The organism is Pseudomonas sp. LA5 (assembly GCF_028640825.1).
GTDB classification, from domain to species: Bacteria; Pseudomonadota; Gammaproteobacteria; order Pseudomonadales; family Pseudomonadaceae; genus Chryseomonas; species Chryseomonas aestiva.
Window position 1 is genome coordinate 33,327 of record NZ_JAQYZY010000028.1, and the last position, 21,374, is coordinate 54,700.

15 protein-coding genes are annotated in these 21,374 nt (G+C 67.8%); 5 read left to right on the forward strand and 10 right to left on the reverse strand.

Annotated features, from left to right (window positions below):
- Positions 1 to 36: 36 nt before the first annotated feature.
- Positions 37 to 1,470, reverse strand: coding sequence for a multidrug transporter subunit MdtD (mdtD, locus tag PVZ72_RS08245; protein WP_133860531.1), 1,434 nt, complete (start codon positions 1,468 to 1,470; stop codon positions 37 to 39).
- Positions 1,471 to 1,541: 71 nt separating this feature from the next.
- Complete coding sequence (locus PVZ72_RS08250) at positions 1,542 to 2,429, reverse strand: acyltransferase (RefSeq protein WP_273861662.1); 888 nt, start codon at positions 2,427 to 2,429, stop codon at positions 1,542 to 1,544.
- A gap of 105 nt (positions 2,430 to 2,534) precedes the next feature.
- On the opposite strand from PVZ72_RS08250, the gene PVZ72_RS08255 reads away from it, so the two are divergent.
- Complete coding sequence (locus PVZ72_RS08255; RefSeq protein ID WP_187980941.1) at positions 2,535 to 3,791, forward strand: HD-GYP domain-containing protein; 1,257 nt, start codon at positions 2,535 to 2,537, stop codon at positions 3,789 to 3,791.
- 7 nt (positions 3,792 to 3,798) lie between these two features.
- Here the strand turns inward: PVZ72_RS08255 and PVZ72_RS08260 are convergent, their stop codons facing one another.
- From PVZ72_RS08260 to PVZ72_RS08275, 4 genes are all read right to left on the reverse strand, one after another.
- Complete coding sequence (locus tag PVZ72_RS08260; protein ID WP_133860534.1) at positions 3,799 to 4,413, reverse strand: glutathione S-transferase family protein; 615 nt, start codon at positions 4,411 to 4,413, stop codon at positions 3,799 to 3,801.
- 108 nt (positions 4,414 to 4,521) lie between these two features.
- Positions 4,522 to 5,898, reverse strand: coding sequence for a sensor histidine kinase (locus PVZ72_RS08265; protein WP_273861663.1), 1,377 nt, complete (start codon positions 5,896 to 5,898; stop codon positions 4,522 to 4,524).
- Positions 5,895 to 6,569: a response regulator gene (locus PVZ72_RS08270; protein ID WP_133860536.1), complete on the reverse strand. Its 675-nt coding sequence runs from the start codon at positions 6,567 to 6,569 to the stop codon at positions 5,895 to 5,897. Before PVZ72_RS08270 ends, PVZ72_RS08265 begins: the two co-directional genes overlap by 4 nt.
- A 124-nt stretch (positions 6,570 to 6,693) precedes the next feature.
- Positions 6,694 to 8,022, reverse strand: a complete 1,329-nt coding sequence (locus PVZ72_RS08275) for a PQQ-dependent sugar dehydrogenase (RefSeq protein ID WP_273861664.1) — start codon at positions 8,020 to 8,022, stop codon at positions 6,694 to 6,696.
- Between the two features lie 442 nt (positions 8,023 to 8,464).
- On the opposite strand from PVZ72_RS08275, the gene PVZ72_RS08280 reads away from it, so the two are divergent.
- Both PVZ72_RS08280 and gcvH read left to right on the forward strand, forming a co-directional pair.
- The gene (locus PVZ72_RS08280; RefSeq protein WP_273861665.1) at positions 8,465 to 9,508 is read left to right on the forward strand and encodes a glycoside hydrolase family 5 protein; all 1,044 of its coding nucleotides are present in this window, start codon (positions 8,465 to 8,467) and stop codon (positions 9,506 to 9,508) included.
- Between the two features lie 77 nt (positions 9,509 to 9,585).
- On the forward strand, positions 9,586 to 9,969 hold the full coding sequence (gene gcvH, locus PVZ72_RS08285; protein ID WP_133860538.1) for a glycine cleavage system protein GcvH: 384 nt from the start codon (positions 9,586 to 9,588) through the stop codon (positions 9,967 to 9,969).
- A gap of 79 nt (positions 9,970 to 10,048) precedes the next feature.
- On the opposite strand, the gene PVZ72_RS08290 is transcribed toward gcvH, so the two are convergent.
- From PVZ72_RS08290 to PVZ72_RS08305, 4 genes are all read right to left on the reverse strand, one after another.
- A complete protein-coding gene (locus PVZ72_RS08290; protein ID WP_017639490.1) occupies positions 10,049 to 10,363 on the reverse strand; it encodes a DUF2388 domain-containing protein in 315 nt (104 codons plus the stop codon).
- A 73-nt stretch (positions 10,364 to 10,436) separates the two neighbouring features.
- Positions 10,437 to 14,783: a PAS domain S-box protein gene (locus PVZ72_RS08295; protein WP_187980945.1), complete on the reverse strand. Its 4,347-nt coding sequence runs from the start codon at positions 14,781 to 14,783 to the stop codon at positions 10,437 to 10,439.
- Positions 14,784 to 14,821: 38 nt separating this feature from the next.
- Positions 14,822 to 16,603, reverse strand: coding sequence for a GspE/PulE family protein (locus PVZ72_RS08300; protein WP_017639492.1), 1,782 nt, complete (start codon positions 16,601 to 16,603; stop codon positions 14,822 to 14,824).
- Between the two features lie 188 nt (positions 16,604 to 16,791).
- Positions 16,792 to 18,141 (reverse strand): CYTH domain-containing protein, encoded by a 1,350-nt coding sequence (locus PVZ72_RS08305; protein WP_273861666.1) that lies wholly within the window; start codon positions 18,139 to 18,141, stop codon positions 16,792 to 16,794.
- 170 nt (positions 18,142 to 18,311) lie between these two features.
- Between PVZ72_RS08305 and argE the strand changes: the two genes are divergently transcribed.
- Positions 18,312 to 19,472 carry an acetylornithine deacetylase gene (argE, locus tag PVZ72_RS08310; protein ID WP_273861667.1) on the forward strand — a complete coding sequence of 387 codons (1,161 nt, stop codon included), beginning with the start codon at positions 18,312 to 18,314 and terminating at the stop codon, positions 19,470 to 19,472.
- A 163-nt stretch (positions 19,473 to 19,635) separates the two neighbouring features.
- A complete protein-coding gene (gene argA, locus PVZ72_RS08315) occupies positions 19,636 to 20,934 on the forward strand; it encodes an amino-acid N-acetyltransferase (protein WP_133860543.1) in 1,299 nt (432 codons plus the stop codon).
- Positions 20,935 to 21,374: the final 440 nt, after the last annotated feature.

The following is a 21,374-nucleotide window of genomic DNA, read 5'->3' on the forward strand; positions in this document are numbered from 1 at the left end:
TCGTTTCTGCCGATTGGACCGGCGTGGCCGGCCGCCTCACTCCACGTTCTGCGCGCTCTTTTCCGGCTCGGCCGCCAGCGGCTTGACCCGCCGGCCGGTCTCGCGCGAGGCCTGCAGGAAGATCGCCGCCGCCAGCATCGACAGGGCGCCGACGCTGAGAAAGGTCGCGCGAAAGGCGGACAGCACCTCGGTGTCGCCATAGTCGTCCTGGAAACCGCCCAGCAGGGCGGCGGCGCAGGCGACGCCAAAGCTCATGGCCAGTTGCATCACCACCGACAGCAGGCTGTTGCCGCTGGCTGCCTGCTGGTCGTGCAGGTCGATGAGGGTGATGGTGTTCATGGCGGTGAACTGCATGGAGTTCACCGCGCCGAGGATACCCAGGTGGATGAGCAGCCAGACGAAGGGCGTGCCAGGGCCGATCAGGGCGAGGCTGGCGATCAGGCACCCCAGCAGCAGGGTGTTGCCCACCAGCAGGCGCCGATAGCCGAGCCGCCCGATCAGCGGGCCGGCGATGGGCTTGGCCAGCATCGCCGATAGCGCCAGGGGCATCATCAGCAGACCGGCCTGGGTCGGCGAATAGCCGAGGCCCACCTGGAACAGCAGCGGGATGAGAAAGGGCAGGGCGCCACTGCCGAGGCGGGCGAAGAGATTGCCGAAGATGCCCACCGCGAAGCTGCGGATGCGAAACAGCTCGGCGGAGAACAGCGGCTGGTCGTGGTGCAGGGCGCGCAACCAGTAGGCGACCATGCAGGCCATGCCGCCCATCAGCAGCAGCACCACCCGCACATGGGGCAGGTGCAGTTCGCCGAGGCCTTCCAGGGCAACGCTGATGAGGATCATGGAGGTGCCGAAGAGCAGGAAGCCCAGGCCGTCGAAGCGTTGCGGGAGGGGGCTGCGCAGATCCGGCAGCAGGCGGCGGGTGGCCAGGCAGCCGAGGATGCCCACCGGCAGGTTGATCAGGAAAATCCAGTGCCAGGACACGGCTTCCACCAGCCAGCCGCCCAGTGCCGGGCCCGCCAGGGGACCGATCAGGCCGGGAATGGTGATGAAGCTGAGGATGCGCACCAGCTCGCTGCGCGGATAGACGCGCAGGATCACCAGGCGCCCCACCGGCAGCATCAGCGAACCCCCGAGTCCCTGGATCACCCGGGCGGCGATCAGCAGGTTGAGGCTGGGCGCCAGGGCGCAAAGCAGCGAGCCAAAGGTGAAGAGGGCGATGGCGGTGAAGAAGACGCGGCGACTGCCGAAGCGATCGGAGATCCAGCCGGAGGCCGGAATCAGCAGCGCGACGGTGAGCAGGTAGGCGATCACCACCCCCTGCATGCGCAGCGGATTCTCGCCGAGGTCGGCGGCCATGCGCGGCAGGGCGGTGTTGACGATGGTCGCGTCCAGCGACTGCATGAAGAAGGCGACGGCGATCAGCCAGGGAAGCCAGCGGGTCGTGGTGGTATCCAGCGTCGGGGTGGGCATGGGAGATCCTTGTCGAGACAGCCGACTACCCGCTCTCTGACTGTCTGCACGCGGCAGGGTGCCCCGCTCGATCAGCGCGAGCGGGAATCTAGCAGCGCCTCGATCCGCTGGTCCTTCTCTGCCCAGAGCGTGCTGACCCACTGCTGGAAGCCTGCGCGAAATTCCGCATCTTCGCTGTAGTCACCCGCCCAGCGCGCCGGATCCAGAGGTCGCGCGCGAATATCGATGATAACGCGTTTGACGCGTCCGCAGAGCAGGTCCCAGAAGCCGGGCACGCGACCGTCCGGATAGACCAGGGTGACATCCAGCAGGGTGTCCAGCTGCTCGCCCATGGCGGCGAGGACGAAGGCCATGCCGCCGGCCTTGGGCTTGAGCAGGTGGCGATAGGGCGAGTGCTGCTCGGCATGCTTGGCGGCGGTGAAGCGCGTGCCTTCCAGGTAATTAACGATGGTCACTGGCTGGCGGCGGAATTTCTCGCAGGCGCGGCGGGTGATGGCCAGGTCCGCGCCCTTGAGTTCCGGGCGGCGGGCCAGCTGGGCGCGGGTGTATCTCTTCATGAAGGGGTAATCCAGGCCCCACCAGGCAAGCCCCAGGAAGGGCACCCAGATGAGCTCCTTCTTCAGGAAGAACTTGAAGTAGGGCACCTTGCCGTTGAAGGTCTCGATGAGCGCGGGGATGTCGACCCAGGACTGGTGGTTGCAGATGACCAGGTAGGAGCTGTCGCGGTTGAGCGTCTCGGTGCCGCGGATGTCCCAGACGGTAGGGGTGAGCCGAGCGAAGATGACCTTGTTGATCTCGGCCCAGGTCTCGGCGATGGCGGTGACCACCCGGGAGCAGAGGTCGCGCAGCGCAACGATGGGCAGCAGCTTGATCAGGGCGAAGGCCAGCAGCGGACCGATCATGACCAGGGTGTTCAGCAGGAGCAGCGCAGAGACGGTGATACCGGTCAGGAGGTGCATGGATTCTCTCGTCTAGAACTTGGGGCGATAGTCTTTGGCGTGACATAGCATTTTGCGATCATCTGCTCTGGATGGCTGCTGCCGATCAGCTGCGAAGTGAACGCCATGCTCAAGAAGGTTACCAGTGCCGAGGTCTGCCTCGGCATGTACATCCACAGATTCGAAGGCAGCTGGATCGACCATCCGTTCTGGAAGGCGCGGTTCCTGCTCCAGGAACCGCGCGACCTGCAGAAGATCCAGGACAGCGCCGTGACCGCGGTGTGGATCGATATCGCCAAGGGGCTGGATTGCCCGCCGCCAGCGGAGTGCCCGCCCGCAGTGGATCCGGTGCTGCTCTCCGAGCCCGTCGCCGCGCCGGCCATTGCTCCCGAGGTGCCCCCAGTCGCCGCTCCGGTCCCGGTTGTCGGCACCGCGCCAGGCGCCGCCCTGAGCTGTCCGCAGGAAATGGCCCAGGCTTCCGCCGTGAGCGCCCACGCCAAGCAGGAGGTGGCGCGGCTGTTCCAGGACGTGCGCCTGGGCCAGGCCATCGAGCTGAGCGAGGTGGCGACCGTGGTCGAGCAGATCTCGGCGTCGGTGCTGCGGCATCCCACGGCGCTGATCAGCCTGACGCGGCTGCGCACGGCCGACGAGTATACCTATATCCATTCGGTGTCGGTCTGTGCCCTCATGACGGCGGTGGCACGGCAGATGGAGCTGCCGGCGGACCAGGTGCAACTGGCTGGCCAGGCCGGCCTGCTGCATGACGTGGGCAAGATGCGCACCCCGCTCGAGGTGCTCAACAAGCCGGGCAAGCTGACCGAGGCGGAATTCGCCGTGATGCAGCGGCATCCCGCGGAGGGCGTCGCCCTGCTGCAGCAGTGGGGTGCGACCGCGGAGGTCATCGACGTCTGCCTGCACCATCATGAGAAATTCGATGGCAGCGGCTATCCCCATGGCCTGGCCGGTACGCAGATCAGTCTGCTGTCGCGCATCGCCGCGGTCTGCGACGTCTACGACGCCATCTCCTCGACCCGGCCCTACAAGACCGCCTGGAGTCCCGCCGAAGCGATCCGGCGCATGGCGGAGTGGAAGGGGCATTTCGATCCGCGGGTGTTCCAGGCCTTCGTCAAGACGCTGGGCATCTATCCGATCGGTTCCCTGGTCCGGCTGAGCAACGAGCAGCTGGCGGTGGTGGTCGAGCAGCACCCGGACAGCCTGCTGACCCCGCAGGTGCGGGTGTTCTTTTCCGCCCGCTCGCGTACCCCGCTGCCGCAGCGGCTGCTGGATCTCGCCCGGCCACCCGCCGATGAGCGCATCGTGCGGCGGGAGGATCCGGAGGAGTGGGGTTTTCGCAACCTGGAGCGGCTCTGGCAGCAGGCCTAGCGCCGGCTCAGGGGCGGGTCGTCTGCAGCGAGGGGCGCTCGCCGGTACGGGCGTACCAGGCGGCGATGCGCGGGCAGTCGCTGCGCCAGGCGAAGGTGGGGATGCGGAAGTCCAGATAGCCCAGCAGGCAGGCCATGCCCAGGCAGGCCACGTCGAATTCGCCGTCCAGCTCGGCGATCGCCTCGCGCTCGAAGTAGTCCAGCGCCCGGGCGATCTTCTCCTGCTGGTTGTCCAGCCAGAGCTTCCACTGCATGCCCGGCGGGCGCATGAAGCTCTCGTAGCGGATCTGCACCGCGGCTTCCATCATGGCATCGCACAGCGAAGCCAGGGTCAGGCGGCGCCAGCGCTCCGGACCCTGGCGCGGGATCAGCGGGGTGCGCTCGTGCAGGGTGTCCAGGTAATCGAGAATGACGCGACTGTCGTGCAGGCAGGTGCCATCGGCCAGGCGCAGGGCGGGAATCTTGCCAGCCGGATTGGTATCGAGAACATCGCGATTGGGATTGAGCGGCGTCTGCTGGACGATTTCCACTTCCACCTGCTCGATCAGGTCCGTCTCGTGGAGCATCACCACGACTTTGCGACCGAAGGGCGAGGCGGGAGTGTGGTACAGGATCATGGACATGGGCCGGGCTCTCCAGAATGCAGGACTGCATTCGCTTGTGGCGAATCCCTGCACTGTAAGCCCTAGGCCGGCCCGGATAAAAGATGGCCTTGGTCGTAGCTGGCCGGATCAGGCCAGGCCGGGCAGCTCGACGTACACCCCCAGCCCGCGTCCTTGCAGGCCTTCGCCCAGGTGCAGGTTGCCGCCATGGATTTCGACGATACGTTTGACGATGGGCAGGCCCAGGCCGCTGCCGACGTTCTGGCCGGCACTCTCGCTGCGGTAGAAACGGGTAAAGATCACCGCCCGCTCTTCCGGACTGACTCCGGGGCCGCTGTCGCAGACATTGATGCGTACCCGGCCGGGCACGTCCTCGACGACCCGCACCAGCACCTGGCCCCCGCTGGGGGTGTAGCGGATGGCGTTGCCCACCAGGTTGGTGAGCAGCACGCTCAGCCAGGTGGGAATGCCGGACAACTTGACCTCCTGATCCTCCAGCACCAGGTCGATGTTCTTCTCGATGGCCAGGGGCGCGAGTTCCGACAGGGTATCCGCCGCCAGCCGGCCGAGATGGACCGGGACGAACTGCTCCTGCAGGGCACCACTGTCCAGGCGGGCCAGGAGCAGGATCTGCTCCATCAGCTGGCTGATGCGTTCGGCGCTGCGGCGCACCTGCACCAGGCCGCGGGCGTGGGCCTGGGGATCGCTGGACCTCAGGGCGACCTGGGTGTGGGTCAGCAAGCTGGCGAGGGGCGTGCGGATCTCGTGGGCGGCGTCGCTGGTCAGGCGCCGCTCGGCTTCCAGGGCGCCGTCCAGGCGCTGCAGCAGGGCGTTGATCTCCTCGACCAGGACCGCGGCTTCCAGGGGAACCTGATTCAGCGCCAGGGGCTCCAGGCGCTGGGCGGAACGCTGCTTGATCTGCGCCGCCAGCTGGCGCAGGGGGTCGAGACCGCGAGTGACGCCGAACCAGATGAGTGCGGCCAGCACCGGCAGGGCCAGCGCCAGGGGAAACAGCGAGCCGAGCAGCAGCAGGTTGGTGGCGCCGCGGCGATCGGCCAGGTTCTCGTAGATCCAGATGCGTCCGTCGCCGCTGCTCAGGCGCAGCACGCGCCAGTGCTGCCCCTCGGCCAGCAGACTGCTGAAGCCGGGTGGCTGGTCGGCCAGGCCGGCGGGCGGCGCGGGGGTGCCGAGGCGCTGGTCACCGGCCTGCAGCAGATAGCCCAGGGCGTTGCGGCGCTTGAACAGCGGCAGGTCGGCGATGGCCGTGCGGCTGCGTTCCAGGGCGCGCGCCGCGGGCGGCAGGCTGTGGTCGCCCCCCTCGCTCAGGGTGGCCAGGTGCAGGGCGGCCGAGCCGAAGTCGAGCATGTCCTCGTCCGCCAGGCGATTCACCTGGCGCAGCACCAGCTGGTAGGTCACCAGGGCGGCGATCAGCCAGCAGGCGAAGATGCCACACAGCAGCAGCGTCAGCAGACGCCGCCGCAGCGAGACGGCCGGGCCGTCGGTCATGGGGCGGGCCGCTCGGGCTGGTCGATGCCGTAGCCGATGCCGCGCACGGTGCGGATCAGGCTGGTGCCGAGCTTGCGCCTGAGGTGATGGATATGGACCTCGATGGCATTGCTCTCGACGTCGCCGTCCCAGCCATAGAGCGCCTGTTCCAGGCGATTGCGCGAGAGCACCTTGCCCATGTTTTCCAGCAGCAGGCGCAGCAGGGCGTATTCGCGCGGTGCCAGTTCGACCGGCTGACCGGCCAGGGTGACCCGGTGGGTGGCCGGATCGACCCGCAGGTCGTTGTGTTCCAGTTGCGGCAGCGCCCGGCCGGCACTGCGCCGGGTAAGGGCGCGCACCCGGGCGAGCAGTTCGTCCAGATCGAAGGGCTTGGTCAGGTAGTCGTCGGCGCCGGTGTCTAGGCCGGTGACCCGGTCGGTGACCTTGTCGCGGGCGGTGAGGATCAGCACCGGGGTGGCGTCGCCGCGCTTGCGCAGGGCGGCCAGGACCTCGAGTCCCGAACGGCGGGGCAGGCCGATGTCGAGCACCACCAGATCGAAGGGATCGGTTTCCAGCGCCGCCTGGGCGGCCTGGCCATCGGTCACCCAGTCGACGGTATCGCCTTCCAGCGCCAGACCGGCGCGGATGCCGTCGCCCAGCAGCATGTCGTCTTCGGCCAGCAGTATTCTCATCGGATTTTCCCAGGCGGTTGAGCGGTTGTACCGCTCCGGGCCGGCCTCGGCAAGAGCGGTGACCACCTCCGGGATGGTCAGCCTCCAGCCTAGGCCAAGGCGCTTAAGGGCGGATTAACAACGCTCAGGGGCGTTGGGCGCTGACCCGCCAGAGAGTGTTGCCGACGTCGTCGGCCACCAGCAGGCCGCCACGACCATCGTTGACCACCCCGACCGGCCGCCCCTGAGCTTCCTCCTTGCCATTGAGGAAACCGGTCAGCAGGTCCCGCGGCGGGCCGCTGGGCTTGCCGTCCTGGAAGGGCACGAAGATGACCTTGTAGCCGCTCTTGGGATCACGATTCCAGGAACCGTGCTGGCCGACGAACAGCCCCTGGCGGAAAGCCGTCGGCAACTGGCTGTCGGCGCTGGCGAAGGCGAGGCCCAGGGAGGCCGTATGGGTGCCCAGGGCATAGTCGGGGGTCAGCGCCCTGGCCACCAGATCCGGACGGGGCGGCTGCACCCGGCTGTCCACGGTCTTGCCCCAGTAGCTGTAGGGCCAGCCATAGAAGCCGCCATCCTGCACCGAGGTGGCGTAGTCAGGCACCAGGTCGCTGCCGATCTCGTCGCGCTCGTTGACCACCGTCCACAGCTTGCCGGTGGTGGGCTCCCAGTCCAGGCCATTGGGATTGCGCAGGCCGGTGGCGAACAGGCGCTTCTGGCCACTGGCGCGGTCCAGCTCCCAGATGGCGGCGCGGCCTTGCTCGATGTCCAGGCCGTTTTCGCCGACGTTGCTGTTGGAGCCCACGGTGAGATAGAGCTTCCTGCCGTCGCGACTGGCGATGACGTTCTTGGTCCAGTGGTGATTGATGCCAGCCGGCAGGTCGGTGACCGTCACCGGCGGACCTTCCAGGTGAGTCGCCCCGGGGCGGTAGGTGAAGCGCACCAGGGCGTCGGCGTTGGCGACATAGAAGTCCTCGCCCACCAGCGCCATGCCGAAGGGCGAATGCAGCTGCTCGGCGAAGACCATGCGGGTCTCGGCGACGCCATCGCCGTCGGCATCGCGCAGCAGGGTGATGCGGTCGGCGCTGGGTACCCCGGCGCCGGCCTTCTTCATGAACAGGCCGGCGATCCAGTTCTTGATGCCGGGAAAATCATCACGCCCGGGCGCATTGCTTTCCGCCACCAGCACATCGCCATTGGGCAGCACATAGAGCCAGCGCGGATGGTCCAGGCCGCGGGCGAAGGCCTGGACCTGGGTGCCGGGCGCGGCAATGGGCTTGCCGCCCTCGGGCCACCCGATCGCCGGCGCCACGTTGATGGTCGGCAGCAGGGTCTTGTGGGGCTCCGGCAAGGTGGGGGTCGGGCCATACCCGGCTTCGCGCTGCAGCCGCGCGGTCTCGCCGCAGCCGACCAGGATCACGACGGCCAAGGTCAGGGCCAGGGTACGCAAGGGATGGGGCGCGCTCAGGGACATGGCGGGGCTCTCGCGAAGGGCTCGCAGGATAGAGCGCGGCGTCCGGGGAACGTTCCGGGCCCGGTTCTGGAGCATAACCGGCAGGCTCGTTCCGAGCGGTTTTGGAAATGACTGCTTTGGGTCTATCGGTCTTTTTGCGTGCCGCGGCTCCTCACCCGTCCTTTTATGGATACAGAAAGTCGTGCCGATTCAAGGCGTTAGCCTGACTGCGCTGGCGTGTATGGAAAAGTGGCGGCTATCTGACGCGAATTAAAGCGTAACTGGCTGTTTTTGCAGGAAAAAATCTCTAAAGCTAGCGGCTGGGACGCCGATAGCTGCCCCAACAATGACGACGAAGTCGCACCCAGTGGCGCCGCAACCGGACGCGGCCGCCTGAGCTCGCCTACGCCAGAACCCGCTAGCTTGCGGGGGCGGGGAGTCTTTCTCTTTCACAGGTGCAGTCATGCAATCCCTTACCCGGCGCTTGCGCCAGTTTTCCCTGCGGCTGGCCGGTACCCTGGCCCTGAGCAGCGCCTTGCTAGGTTCGGTCCAGGCGGTCGAACTGGTCGGCCTCAACTTTTCCGGTGCCGGCTTCGCCAGCCAGGTGCTGCCCGGTCTCAACAACCGCAACTACATCTTCCCCAGCGAACAGCACTTCAAGGACTGGAGCGCCAAGGGCATCAAGCTGGTGCGCTTTCCGATCATCTGGGAGCGCATCCAGCCCAGGCTGAATGCCACGCTGGATCCGGACTATGGCGCCCTGGTCACCCAGACGCTCAACTACGCCCAGAAATACGGCGTCAAGGTGATCCTCGACCTGCACAACTATGCGCGCTATCGCGGCGAGGTCATCGGCGCCGGCAAGGTCAGCTATTTCAACTACTGGGACGTGACCTATCGCCTGGCTTTCCGCTTCGGCAAGCATCCGGCGCTCTTTGGCTACGACATCATGAACGAGCCCCACGATGCCGTGGCCTTCTGGCCGACCGCCGCCCAACACGGCATCAACGGCATTCGTACCGTGGACAGCGTCCATCCCATCATCGTCGAGGGCAACGGCTGGTCCAGCGCCGCTCGCTGGCCGCAGTGGAACGACCCCCTGTTGGCGCTCAAGGACCCGGCCAACAAGCTGATCTTTTCCGCCCACGTCTACTTCGACAATGACGGCGGCGGCCAGTACGCCAGCAAGGACATGAGCGGCTTCGACCCCATGGTCGGGGTGAATCGCGTCAAGCCCTTCGTCGACTGGCTGAAGAAGAATGGCAAGCAGGGCTACATCGGTGAGTTCGGCGTGCCGGACGATGATCCGCGCTGGCTGGTGGCCATGGACAACATGCTGGCCTATCTCAAGCAGCACTGCATTCCGGCCAGCTACTGGGCCGCCGGTCCGGGCTGGGGCAACTACAATCTGGCGGTGGAACCCATCAACGGTGTGGATCGACCCCAGTGGGCCACCCTGAAGAAGTACGTCGACAACCGCAGTTGCGCGAGCATCGGCCCCAATTAAGCCCTGCCGGCGATGGCGGTCCCCGGGGTCGGCAGGCTACCCTTGCCTTTTAACCGTGCCAGCCCCGAGGACCTCTCATGAGCCAGATTCCCGCCGACCTGCGTTATGCCGCCAGCCACGAATGGGCCCGCCTGGAAGCCGACGGTAGCGTGACCGTCGGCATTTCCGACCACGCCCAGGAAGCCCTGGGCGATGTGGTCTTCATCGAACTGCCGGAAGTCGGCAAGACCCTCGCCGCCGGTGACCAGGCCGGGGTGGTGGAGTCGGTCAAGGCGGCCTCGGACATCTATGCCCCGGTGGGCGGCGAGGTGATCGCCGTCAACGAGGCGCTGGCCGACGCGCCCGAGCAGGTCAATGGCGAGCCCTATGGCGCCTGGTTCTTCAAGCTCAAGCCGCAGGATGCGGCCGAGCTGGACAGGTTGCTCGACGCCGAGGGTTATCGCGCGGCCAGCGAAAGCTGAGGCATCTTTCGCCGCCCGGATTCCAGGCAAAAAAGAACCCCGCCGGCCAAGCCGCGCGGGGTTCTTTTTTGCCTGGCCCTTACTGGGTCAGGATACGCATGGCGAGGTCGTTGTCGCTGGCCTGCAGGCCCGGCTCGGCGGCGCGCATGTCGCGCAGCGCGGCTTCCAGGTACGGGCCGCGGATCTGGCCATTGCTGGCCAGGTAGGAGCTGGCGTCGTCCTGGGTGGCGGCGACGATCTTGTGGTCGTCACGGCTGGTGGTATAGAACGAGCCGGAGGTCGCCCCCAGGGTCGCGGCATGCCGCCAGAACCGCGCGTCCGCATTGGCGGCGGTGGTCGCGGCCAGCAGCGGCAGACCGATCAGGGAAACCAGAGCAAGCTTCTTCAGGCGCATGGATGAGATCTCCTTCTTGAGGTCTCCTATAGAGAGCTCAGACGTCCGCTGAGTTCCAGAACTCTGCATCAGCCTAGCGCTGGATCATGCTGTGGATGCGTTCGGCCAGGGCGTCGATGTCGAACGGCTTGATCAGCATGTCCATGTTCTCGCCGAGGAATTCGCCGCGTACCTTGGCGTTCTTGGCATAGCCGGTGATGAACAGCACCTTGAGCTCGGGCCGCCGGCCACGGGCAATCTCGGCGAGCTGGCGACCGTTCATGCCGGGCAGGCCGACATCGCTGATGAGCAGGTCCAGGCGCTGATCGCTCTCGATGATCGGCAGGGCGCCGTCGGCATCGCTGGCCTCCAGGGCGGTGTAGCCCAGTTCGGCGAGCACCTCCAGCACGATCATGCGCACGGCGTATTCGTCTTCCACCACCAGCACGGTCTGGCCGGCCTCGGCACGGGGCGCGACCTTGAGCGTCGGCTGATCGGTGCTGGCCGCCGCCACCTCGGGGTGGCGTGGCAGATAGAGACTGATGGTGGTGCCCTCGCCCTGTTCGGTATCGATGCGCGCGGTGCCGCCGGACTGCTTGACGAAGCCGTAGATCATCGACAGGCCGAGGCCCGTGCCCTGGCCGGCCGGCTTGGTGGTGAAGAAGGGCTCGAAGGCCTTGGCCTTGACCTCCGGTGGCATGCCGGTACCGGTGTCGGCCACGCTCAGCCGGACATAGTCGCCCGGAGTCAGGGATTCGCGCGCGGCCGCCTCGGCGTCCAGGCTGAGGTTGGCGGTGGCGATGCACAGCTCGCCGCCGGCGGGCATGGCGTCGCGACCATTGATGACCAGATTGAGCAGGGCGTTTTCCAGCTGGTGGGTATCGCTGTAGGCGAGCCAGGCGACCGGTGCGAGATCCAGGCGCAGGGCGACGTTTTCGCCCACGGTGCGCACCAGCAGATCCTGCAGCGAAGCGACCAGCTGGTGCACGTCCACCGGCTGCGGATCCAGGGTCTGGCGGCGGGCGAAGGCCAGCAGGCGATGGGTGAGGGCGGCGGCGCGGTCGGCCGAATTGACCGCGGCATTGATGTAGCGGTCCAGGTCCTGGGTGCGGCCGTTGGCGATTCGCAGGCGGATCAGGTCGAGGGCGCCGACGATGCCGGTGAGCATGTTGTTGAAGTCATGGGCGATGCCGCCGGTGAGCTGGCCGATGGCTTCCATCTTCTGCGACTGGCGCAGGGCTTCCTCGGTGCGCTCACGCTCGTAGATTTCGGCGATCAGCCGCGCGTGGCTGCGCCCCAGTTCCTGGGTCCGCTCGGCGATGCGCTGTTCCAGCTGGTCGGTGGTCTGCCGCGCCTCGGTGACGTCCACGCCACAGCCCACCAGACCGTGGAATTCGCCATCGAGCTCCAGGCGCGGGGTGCCTTCCAGGCGCAGCCAGCGCCATTCGCCCTGCGCATTGCGCACCCGCACCTCGGCGCGCAGGGCGCTGTGGGTGGCGACGGCCTGCTTGAAGGCACCTTCGAAGGCCGGACATTCGCTGTCCGGGAGCAGGGCGCTCCAGCCCTGGTCGTGCAGATCGGCGTCGTGCAGATCGAATTCGCTGGCGAAGCGCTGGTTGACGAATTGCAGCTGGCCGTCGGCATCGCAGGCCCAGATCAGCACCGGAGCACTGTCGGCCATGAGGCGGAAGCGGCCCTCGCTCTCGCGCTGGGCGTCCTGGGAGCGCTGCCGGCAGATGGCCGACCAGAGCCGGTCGGTGACGTCGCGCAGGAATTGCACCTCACCTTCCGTCCACAGCCGGGCGCGCTGGTCATGGGCGACGAACAGCGCGCGCAGGCGGCCATCCTCGTAGAGCGGGATGTCGACCAGCGCCGCGATCTCCAGATCGAGCAGGCGCTGGGCATTGGCCTGGGCGCGCGGATCCTGGCTGACATCGTCGATGACCAGGGGCGCTGCGCCGTCTTGGTTGCCCAGGTGGTCGGAGGCGAGCAGCGGATAGGCCAGGGCCTGGTCGAAGCTGCCGTTGGGCGTCCACAGCTGCTGCGGGAAGAAGGCGCCGCTGCTCTCGTCCAGACGGGCATAGCCGACCCGGCGCAGGCCCAGCCGCGTACCGACCAGTTCCAGGGCGGCGGCGACCCCGGCGCTTTCCGGATCGCCTTCGCGCAGGCGATCGCCCAGTTCGATCAGGGCATGCTGGCGGGCCTCGGCTTCGCGGCGCTCCTCGATCTGCCGCCGCAACTGGCGATTGGTCTCGCTGATGCGATCGGCGTCGTGGCGTTCGCGGGTGATGTCGCGCGCGATACCCACCAGTCGCCGGCGCCCACCGGGCTCCAGGCGTTCACGCCCGCGGATGCTCAGCCATACCGGCTCGCCCTGGCGCGAACCTCGTACCCGAAAGGTCAGCCGCAGGTCATAGGCATTGCCACCGCCCTGGATGGCGGCCGTCACATAGGCGCGTACCCGGGGCGCATCGGCCGGATGCAGGGCGTGCAGCAGGGCCGCGCCGCGCATCGTGCAACGACGCTCGCCGGCTCCGACCAGATGGGCGAGGCGGGTATCCCAGCTGATCAGGTCGCGGTCGATGTCATAGTCCCAGACACCGAGGTCGGCGACGTCCATGGCCAGGGCGATGCGCTGCTCGGCCAGGCGCAGAGCGTCGGCCGCGGCGGTGCGTTCGATGACGATGCGGATGCGCTCGGCCACCTCGCGCACCAGGGCCACGTCGCCGATGGTCCAGTGACGCGGCGTATCGGCATAGAGGAACAGCAGACCGACCAGCTGTTCCTCGGCCAGCAGCGGCACCACCAGGCCGGCGCGTACGCCATGGTCCACCAGTTGGGCGCGCATCTCGCCCAGGCGGCTGTCCTGGGCGCTGTCTTCCACGCTGACGATGATGCCGCGGCGCAATTCCTGCACCGCCGAGGTGTGCCAGTGACCCAGGCTGGGCAGGTTGAGACGATGGGTTCGCCCCTGTTCGAGCCAGTCGCTGTCGATGGTCAGGCTGCCGTCGCGACCGACCCGGGCATAGCCGATGCGCTGCACGGCCAGCAGATGGCCGAGGCTGTCGCCCAGCACCGAGGCGACTTCGCCGGTGTGGGTCACGCCATGCAGCAGGTCGCCCAGTTCGAGCAGAAAGCGCTGGCGATCATGGCTGCGGATGCGTTCGCTGAGATCGACGAAGGTGCAGATGGCGCCCTGGACCTCGCCGTCGCGCCAGAGCGGCTGGGCGCGCCATTCCACTGGCAGCAGACTGCCGTCCTCGCGCAGCAGGGCGTCGGCGGACAGGTGCAGGGTGGCGCCTTCGCTGGCGGCGCGCTGCAGCGCCCGGGCGCCATCCTCGCTGCGGGCGGAGCTGAGGCGGGTGTCCAGGCGTTCGCCGAGAATGTCGCGCTCCTCGGGCAGCCCGAGCATCTGCCGGAAGGCGCGGTTGCAGAGGGTGGCGCGCCCTTCGCGATCCAGGGCGCAAAAGCCTTCGTGGGTCGATTCGAGGAGCAGATGGGCAAAGGCCTCGCTCTCCCGCAGCGCCGTTTCCGCCCGCTTGCGGCTGTCGATGTCCTGGGCCACGCCGACCCAGTGCTCGATCTCGCCGCTGGCGTTGGTGAAGGGCATGGTGCGGGTTTCGAACCAGCGGTAGTGGCCCTCGGCGTCGCGCAGCTGCAATTCGAGGCTGCCGGCGACTCTCTGCTCGCGCACCTCGCGCCAGCGCCGCAACAGCTGCGGACGCTGCTGGGGATGGATGGCATCGGTCCAGAGATCGGGATCGGCGACCACGTTGGCCGGACTCAGGCCGCTGTATTCGTACCAGTAGCGATTGGCGTATTCGAAGCTGCCATCGGGCCGCGCGAACCAGATGATCTGCGGATTGACGTCCATCAGGGCGCGGTAGTGGGTTTCGTCGAGGGTGCTGTGCCGCGCCGGCGCCGCCGCCTGCAGCCGGGCCTCGAGCAGGCGCAGCACCTGGCGCGCCAGGCGTTCGAGGCCGGTCAGGCGCGCGGCGCTCAGTTCGCGAGGTTGCCAGTCGAGAACGCAGAGCGTGCCGAGAAAGACGCCTTCGGCCGTCCGCAGCGGGGCCCCGGCATAGAATCTCAGTCCGGCCGGATCCCTTACCAGGGGGTTGTCGATGAAGCGCGGGTCCTGGCTCAGGTCTTCGATCTGCCGCGCTTCCCGGGCAGCGTGCAGGTACTGGCAGAAGGACAGGGCCAGGGGGATTTCCGCTACACCCAGGCCGCGTTCGGCGATGAACAGCTGCTGCTGTTCGCCCAGCAGGTTGACCGCGGCGATGGGGGTTTCGCAGAGGGTAGCGGCCAGCTCCACCAGGTCGTCGAGCGCCGGCTCCGGCTGGCCGTCGAGCAGGCCATAGGCCGCCAGGACCTCCTGGCGACGGCGTCGCTGCTCGGCGTCCTCGGCACCCACGGCAGGGTTCACGACGGTTGTCTGCACGGCTGCTATCCTTGTTCCGCTCGCGGGCTGCTGGGGCCTTAACGTTCGCTCTGGGGCGTGACGCGCAAGACTTCTTCCACGGTGGTGAAGCCGGCGGCGATCTTTTGCGCGCCGGACAGGCGCAGGCTGCGCATGCCTTCCTTGAACGCCTGCCGCCGCAGCGCGGTGATGTCGGTATCCGCCGTCACCAGTTCGCGCAGACTATCGGAGAGGGTGAGGATTTCGTATACCCCGGCACGACCGCGATAGCCGGTGTCGCGACATTCCGGACAACCTACCGGCTGCATGGCGCCGGTCGGCAGCGGCGCGTTCCAGGGCTTGGTCAGCTCCTGCCAGGCGGCCGGGTCCAGCTCGGTGGGCGTCTTGCAGGCCGGGCAGAGGGTGCGCACCAGCCGCTGGGCCATGACGCCCAGCACCGTGGCGCGGATCAGGTAGTAGGGCACGCCCAGTTCGATCAGCCGGCTCACTGAGCTGGGGGCGTCGTTGGTGTGCAGGGTGGAAAGCACCAAGTGCCCGGTCAGCGCCGCCTGGATGGCCATCTCGGCGGTTTCCAGGTCGCGGATCTCGCCGATCATGATGATGTCCGGGTCCTGCCGCATCAGCGCCCTGACGCCGCTGGCGAAGGTCACCTCGATGTTGTGCTGCACCTGCATCTGGTTGAAGGCGTCTTCCACCATCTCGATGGGGTCTTCGATGGTGCAGACATTCACCTCGGGCGTGGCCAGCTGCTTGAGGGTGGTGTACAGCGTGGTGGTCTTGCCCGAACCGGTGGGGCCGGTGACCAGGATGATGCCGTTGGGCTGCCCGGTCATGCCGGCCCAGCGGCGCAGGTCGTCGGCGGAGAAACCGAGCTGGTCGAAGCTCTTGAGCAGCACGTCCGGGTCGAAGATCCGCATCACCAGCTTTTCGCCGAAGGCGGTGGGCATGGTCGACAGGCGCAGTTCGACTTCCTTCTCGCCGGCCATGCGCGTCTTGATCCGGCCGTCCTGGGGCTTGCGCTTCTCGGCGACGTTCATGCGGCCGAGGTTCTTGATCCGGCTGACCACCGCCAGGGTGACCTGGGCGGGGAACTGGTAGACGGTGTGCAGCACCCCGTCGATGCGAAAGCGCACCGCACCCTGTTCGCGGCGCGGCTCGACGTGGATATCGCTGGCGCGCTGCTGGAAGGCGTACTGGAACAGCCAGTCGACGATATTGACGATGTGGGCATCGTTGGCATCCGGCTCGCCATCGGCGGCGCCGAGATTGACCAGCTGCTCGAAGTTGCCGACGCCGCTGGTCTTCTGCTCCACCGCCGAGGCACCGGTGACCGAGCGGGCCAGGCGAAAGAATTCCTGGGTGTAGCGGGTGATGTCCGCGGGGCTGGCCACCACGCGCTTGATCGGCCGCTGCAGCACATGGGTGAGGTTGCTCTCCCAGCTGTGCACGAAGGGCTGGGCGCTGGCCACCGTCACCTCGTCCGGACTCACCGCCACGGCCAGGATCTTGTTGCGCTGGGCGAAGGCGTAGGACATCAGCGGGGTGACCGAGGCCACGTCCACCTTGAGCGGATCGATGCGGTAGAAGGGCTGACCCGAATACTCGGCGAGCCAGCGGGTGAGGCTGTCCAGATCCAGCTTGCGCCCCGGGCGGCTGAGGTCGTCCACGCTTTGCGCCGCGAGGAATTCCAGCGGATGCTGCTGCGGATTGGCCGAGCCACGGCGCAGGAGCAGACACTGCTCGGCGGTCTGCTGATCGATCCGCTGCTGGCTGACCAGCTCGCGCAGGATGTCGCCCAGGTCGAGCCAACGATCAGCGGAAGGGGAAGCTATGGCGGACATCTGGACTCCTTGGAAAGGTGGTCGCACCGGGGTGACACCCGGCGTCTGACCGGGGGCGACCCGCCTGCCGTACCCGCCAGGTTGGTCGCCTCCTCCAGCATAGCGATTTTGTATTAAGGAATCGCTCGCGGCCTTGTGCCATCAGGATGGACGGCCGGATGCGCCAGGCGTTCCCGCCGTCCGGCGGCTCAGGCCAGGGCTTTCCAGGGCGCCAGGCCATAGACCAGGCGCGCCTGTTCGGCGACCCCGGCGAGATCGCCGTGGGCGCTCAGCGGCGCCAGCTTGCCCAGCTCGCCATACAGCCGATCGGCTTCGGGCAGGTCCAGGGCGCCACGCGCCAGGTGCAGCCAGACCTGCATCCGCTCCAGCCGCGGCAGCTGCTGCTGGATCAGCTCGGGTTCGGTGATGGCGCGCAGCAGCGGCAACTCGGCCGCTTCCTGGGCCAGGAAGCGCGGCAGCCATTGGCCGAGGGGCGTCACGCCCTGGCGTTCGCCACGGCCGGTGCGACCCTGGATCCAGGCGCGCTCATGCAGCCAGCGTGCGGCGCGCAGGGAGAACAGGCCCCAGCGCGGCTGTTCCAGTTCGGCGGCGAAGCGCTGCGGTGCCTGGCGGCGGGCCTCCTCGTCGTCCTGGCCGATGGCGGCCAGCGGTCGCCAGTCGGCGAGCAACTCGTCGAGGGCCTGGCGCAGGTCGCGGCTGGTGGCCCGCGGGGCGGCCTGGCCGAGACTGCCGAGCAGAGCGCGCAGGTCGATCAGCTGGTGCACCCAGTCCACCAGTAGGCGCCAGTGGCCGTTCCAGCGATACTGTTCGGCCAGGCGTTGGCTGCCGGCCAGCAGGTGCCAGCCGAGGCGGGCGACGGCCTCGTCCAGCGGCGTCTCGGCGTCCAGTTCCGGCGCGGACAGATAGAGGGTATAGCTCGAGGCATCGTGCAGGCGATAGCCGCGCTCGGCCTTGCTGATGTCGCAGGGCATCAGCGGGAATTCGGCGGCCAGCTGCTCGGCCAGTTCCAGCAGCGCGGCCGGTTCACCCTGGCGCAATTCCAGCTCGACCTCGGCAATGGCTTCGCGCTGCTCGCCGGCGCGCACCTCGCCCTGATCCAAGGCGACTTCGATGATAGTGCGGGCCTTGCCCCGGCCCCAGGCGATTTCCGCGGCGTCGCGGACGAAGTCGGTGTCGAACACCGGCTGCAGGCGGCGCAGGTCCAGGTCGGCCAGCTCCGCCGGCCAGCAGCTGTCGTCGAACAGCGCGGTGTCCAGGGTGGCATCGGCCAGCGGCCATTCCCATTCGTTGCGCTCGGACAGCCCGGCCAGGCTCTGGCCACGGCTCTTGAGCGTCTGGATGAAGCGCTCGCCATCGCGCCGCACGCGCAGGGCGACCTTGGCATGGGCCAGGTCGCGGGTGTCGGTGTCGTAATAGCAGTTGGAGAGTTCGTGGCGCTGCCAGCCCTCCTTGCAGCGCTTCTTCAACAACGGATGAGCGCGCAGGGCGTCGAGGGTGGCCGCACTGGCGCGCAGCTTGATTTCGGTTTCTTTGGCCATTGGAGGATCCTGGCGCCGGAAGAGAACGGTCCGGCTCCGTGCCGAGCGCGTCATGACGACGGACGGCGAGAACGTGGGCGCTAGTTTAGCCCGTCCCGCCCCCCTGGCGCATGAAGGTTTCATCGCGCAGCGGATGGCGCCATGATGGAGGCGTGACCAGGAGACCCCGCATGACCCTGCCCGCGCTGAAAGCTCTGTTCTCGACCCTCATCGCCGAAAGCTCGGTGAGCTGCACCCAGCCGGCGCTGGACCAGTCCAACGCCGGCGTCATCGCCCGCCTGAGCGACTGGTTCGGCGCCCTGGGCTTCGCCTGCGAGACCCAGGAGGTGACCCCGGGCAAGTTCAACCTGATCGCCACCCTGGGCAGCGGGCCGGGCGGCCTGGTGCTGGCCGGCCATACCGATACCGTGCCCTATGACGCGGCGCTCTGGCAGGCCGATCCCCTGCGTCTGCGCGAAGCCGACGATCGCTGGTACGGCCTGGGCAGTTGCGACATGAAGGGCTTCTTCGCGCTGATCCTCGAAGCGGTGCGCGAACTGGATCCGCGCCAGTTGCGCCAGCCGCTGATCGTGCTCGCCACCTGCGACGAGGAATCCTCCATGGACGGCGCCCGGGTGCTGGCCGACGCCGGCCGCCCGCTGGGCCGCGCCGCGGTGATCGGCGAGCCGACCGGACTGCGGCCGATCCGCCTGCACAAGGGCATCCTCATGGAGCGCATCGACATCCTCGGGCAGAGCGGCCATTCCTCCGATCCGAGTCTGGGCCACAGCGCCCTTGAGGCCATGCAGGCGGTGATGGGCGAGCTGCTCGACCTGCGCGCCCAGTGGCAGCGCGAATACCGCAATCCACTGTTCCTGGTGCCCCAGCCGACCCTCAACCTGGGCTGCATCCATGGCGGCGACAACCCCAATCGCATCTGCGGCCAGTGCGCCCTGGAGTTCGACCTGCGCCCGCTGCCGGGCATGCAGCCCGAAGCCCTGCGCCAGGCCATCCGCGGACGGCTGCTGCCGGTTGCCGAACGCTTCGGGGTGCGGATCGACTACCAGCCGCTGTTTCCCGCCGTGCCGCCCTTCGAGCAGCCGGCCGAGGCCGAGCTGGTGCGCCTGGCCGAGCGCCTGACCGGGCACACCGCCGACGCCGTGGCCTTCGCCACCGAGGCACCCTATCTGCAGGCGATCACCCAGGAGGTGCTGGTCCTCGGTCCCGGCGACATCAGCTGCGCGCACCAGCCCGAGGAACACCTGGCGCTGGCGCGGATCACGCCCACCGTCAGGCTGCTGCAGCAACTGATCGGCCACTACTGCCTGGGCAAGGCCGCGGCTGTCCGATGAACAGATCCGCGCGCCCGGCGTGACTTTTTGTAAACTCCGGACGGTCTACTGACGCTGCCTGCCCATCCGCTCCCTGTCGAGGAACCCCCGTGCTGCGACGACGCTGAACGCCCTGCCTGCCCTCGTTCACCCTCCCGCCTATCCACCAAGGGTCTTCGTCTCGATGCACGATTACGTCAACTGGCTCCGCCACGCCTCGCCCTATATCAACGCCCACCGCGACGCCACCTTCGTCGTCATGCTGCCCGGTGATGGCGTCGCCCACCCCAACTTCGGCAACATCGTCCACGACCTGGTGCTGCTGCACAGCCTGGGCGTGCGCCTGGTGCTGGTGCACGGCTCCCGTCCGCAGATCGAATCGCGCCTGGCCGCCCGCGGCATCGAGCCGCGCTTCTACAACGACCTGCGCATCACCGACGGCCCGACCCTGGAAGCGGTGATCGATGCCGTCGGCAGCCTGCGCAGCGCCATCGAGGCACGCCTGTCCATGGACATGGCCGCCTCGCCCATGCAGGGCTCGCGGCTGCGGGTCGCCAGCGGCAACCTGGTCACCGCGCGCCCGGTCGGAGTACAGGACGGCGTCGACTTCCATCACACCGGCGAAGTCCGCCGCATCGACCGCCGTGGCATCGGCCGGCTGCTCGACGAGCGCACCATCGTGCTGCTCTCGCCCCTGGGTTATTCCCCCACCGGCGAGACCTTCAACCTGGCTTGCGAAGACGTCGCCATGCGCGCCGCCATCGACCTGGGTGCCGACAAGCTGGTGCTCTACGGTGCCGAACCGGGCCTGCTGGACGAACACGGCGCCCTGATCCGCGAGATCGGCCCGCAGCAGATCCCCACCCATCTGGCGCGCCTGGGCAGCTCCTACCAGGCCGAGCTGCTCGACGCCGCCGCCCAGGCCACCCGCGGCGGTGTGCGGCGCTGCCACATCGTCGGCTACGCCGAAGACGGCGCCCTGCTCACCGAACTCTTCACCCGCGCCGGCAGCGGCACCCTGGTGGCCCAGGAACCCTTCGAGACCCTGCGCGAGGCGACCATCGCCGACGTCGGCGGCCTGATGGAGCTGATCCGCCCGCTGGAAGAGCAGGGCATCCTGGTGCGGCGTTCCCGCGAGGTGCTGGAGCGCGAGATCGAGCAATTCAGCATCGTCGAACGCGAAGGCCTGATCATTGCCTGCGCGGCGCTCTATCCCATCGCCGATTCGGCGGCGGGCGAGCTGGCCTGCCTCGCGGTCAACCCCGACTACCGCCACGGCGGCCGCGGCGACGCCCTGCTGGCGCGCATCGAGCAACGCGCCCGCGAGCGTGGCCTCGGCACCCTGTTCGTGCTCACCACCAAGACCGCCCACTGGTTCCGCGAGCGCGGCTTCGAACCGAGCGGCGTGGAACGTCTGCCGGCAGCACGGGCGTCGCTGTACAACTTCCAGCGCAACTCGAAGATCTTCGAGAAGGGCCTGTAAGGGCGCGCTCGTAGGTTGGGCTGAGACGGCTGCATCGTCGAGGCCCAACGCTACCAAGCCGCTCGTCATCGCGGCCATGGGCCGCTCCTACACCTTCTAGGCACACCTGTAGGAGCGGCCCATGGCCGCGATAGCTCCAGTCCGAACCGAAGCCGCTCCAAGGTGTAGCTGGCCCTTCCTGCATCGATACCGGAAGGCGCCCTCATCAACCATCGATTCGTCCGCTGGCGTCTGAAGATGTAGCGTGGAAAACCGCGCAGCGTTTTCCACTGGTGGGCATCGCAGCTATTCGTGGACAAGGCTTCGCCGTTGTCCACGCTACGGGCTACGGGCGGTTCACGGCTCTGCAACCAGAACTTCCAGGCTGGCGAATCGCCGCGAACGCCAGTGCTGTGTAGTGGGTCGAGCCGCAGGGATGCGGCGAGAAGCCTAACGGGCCA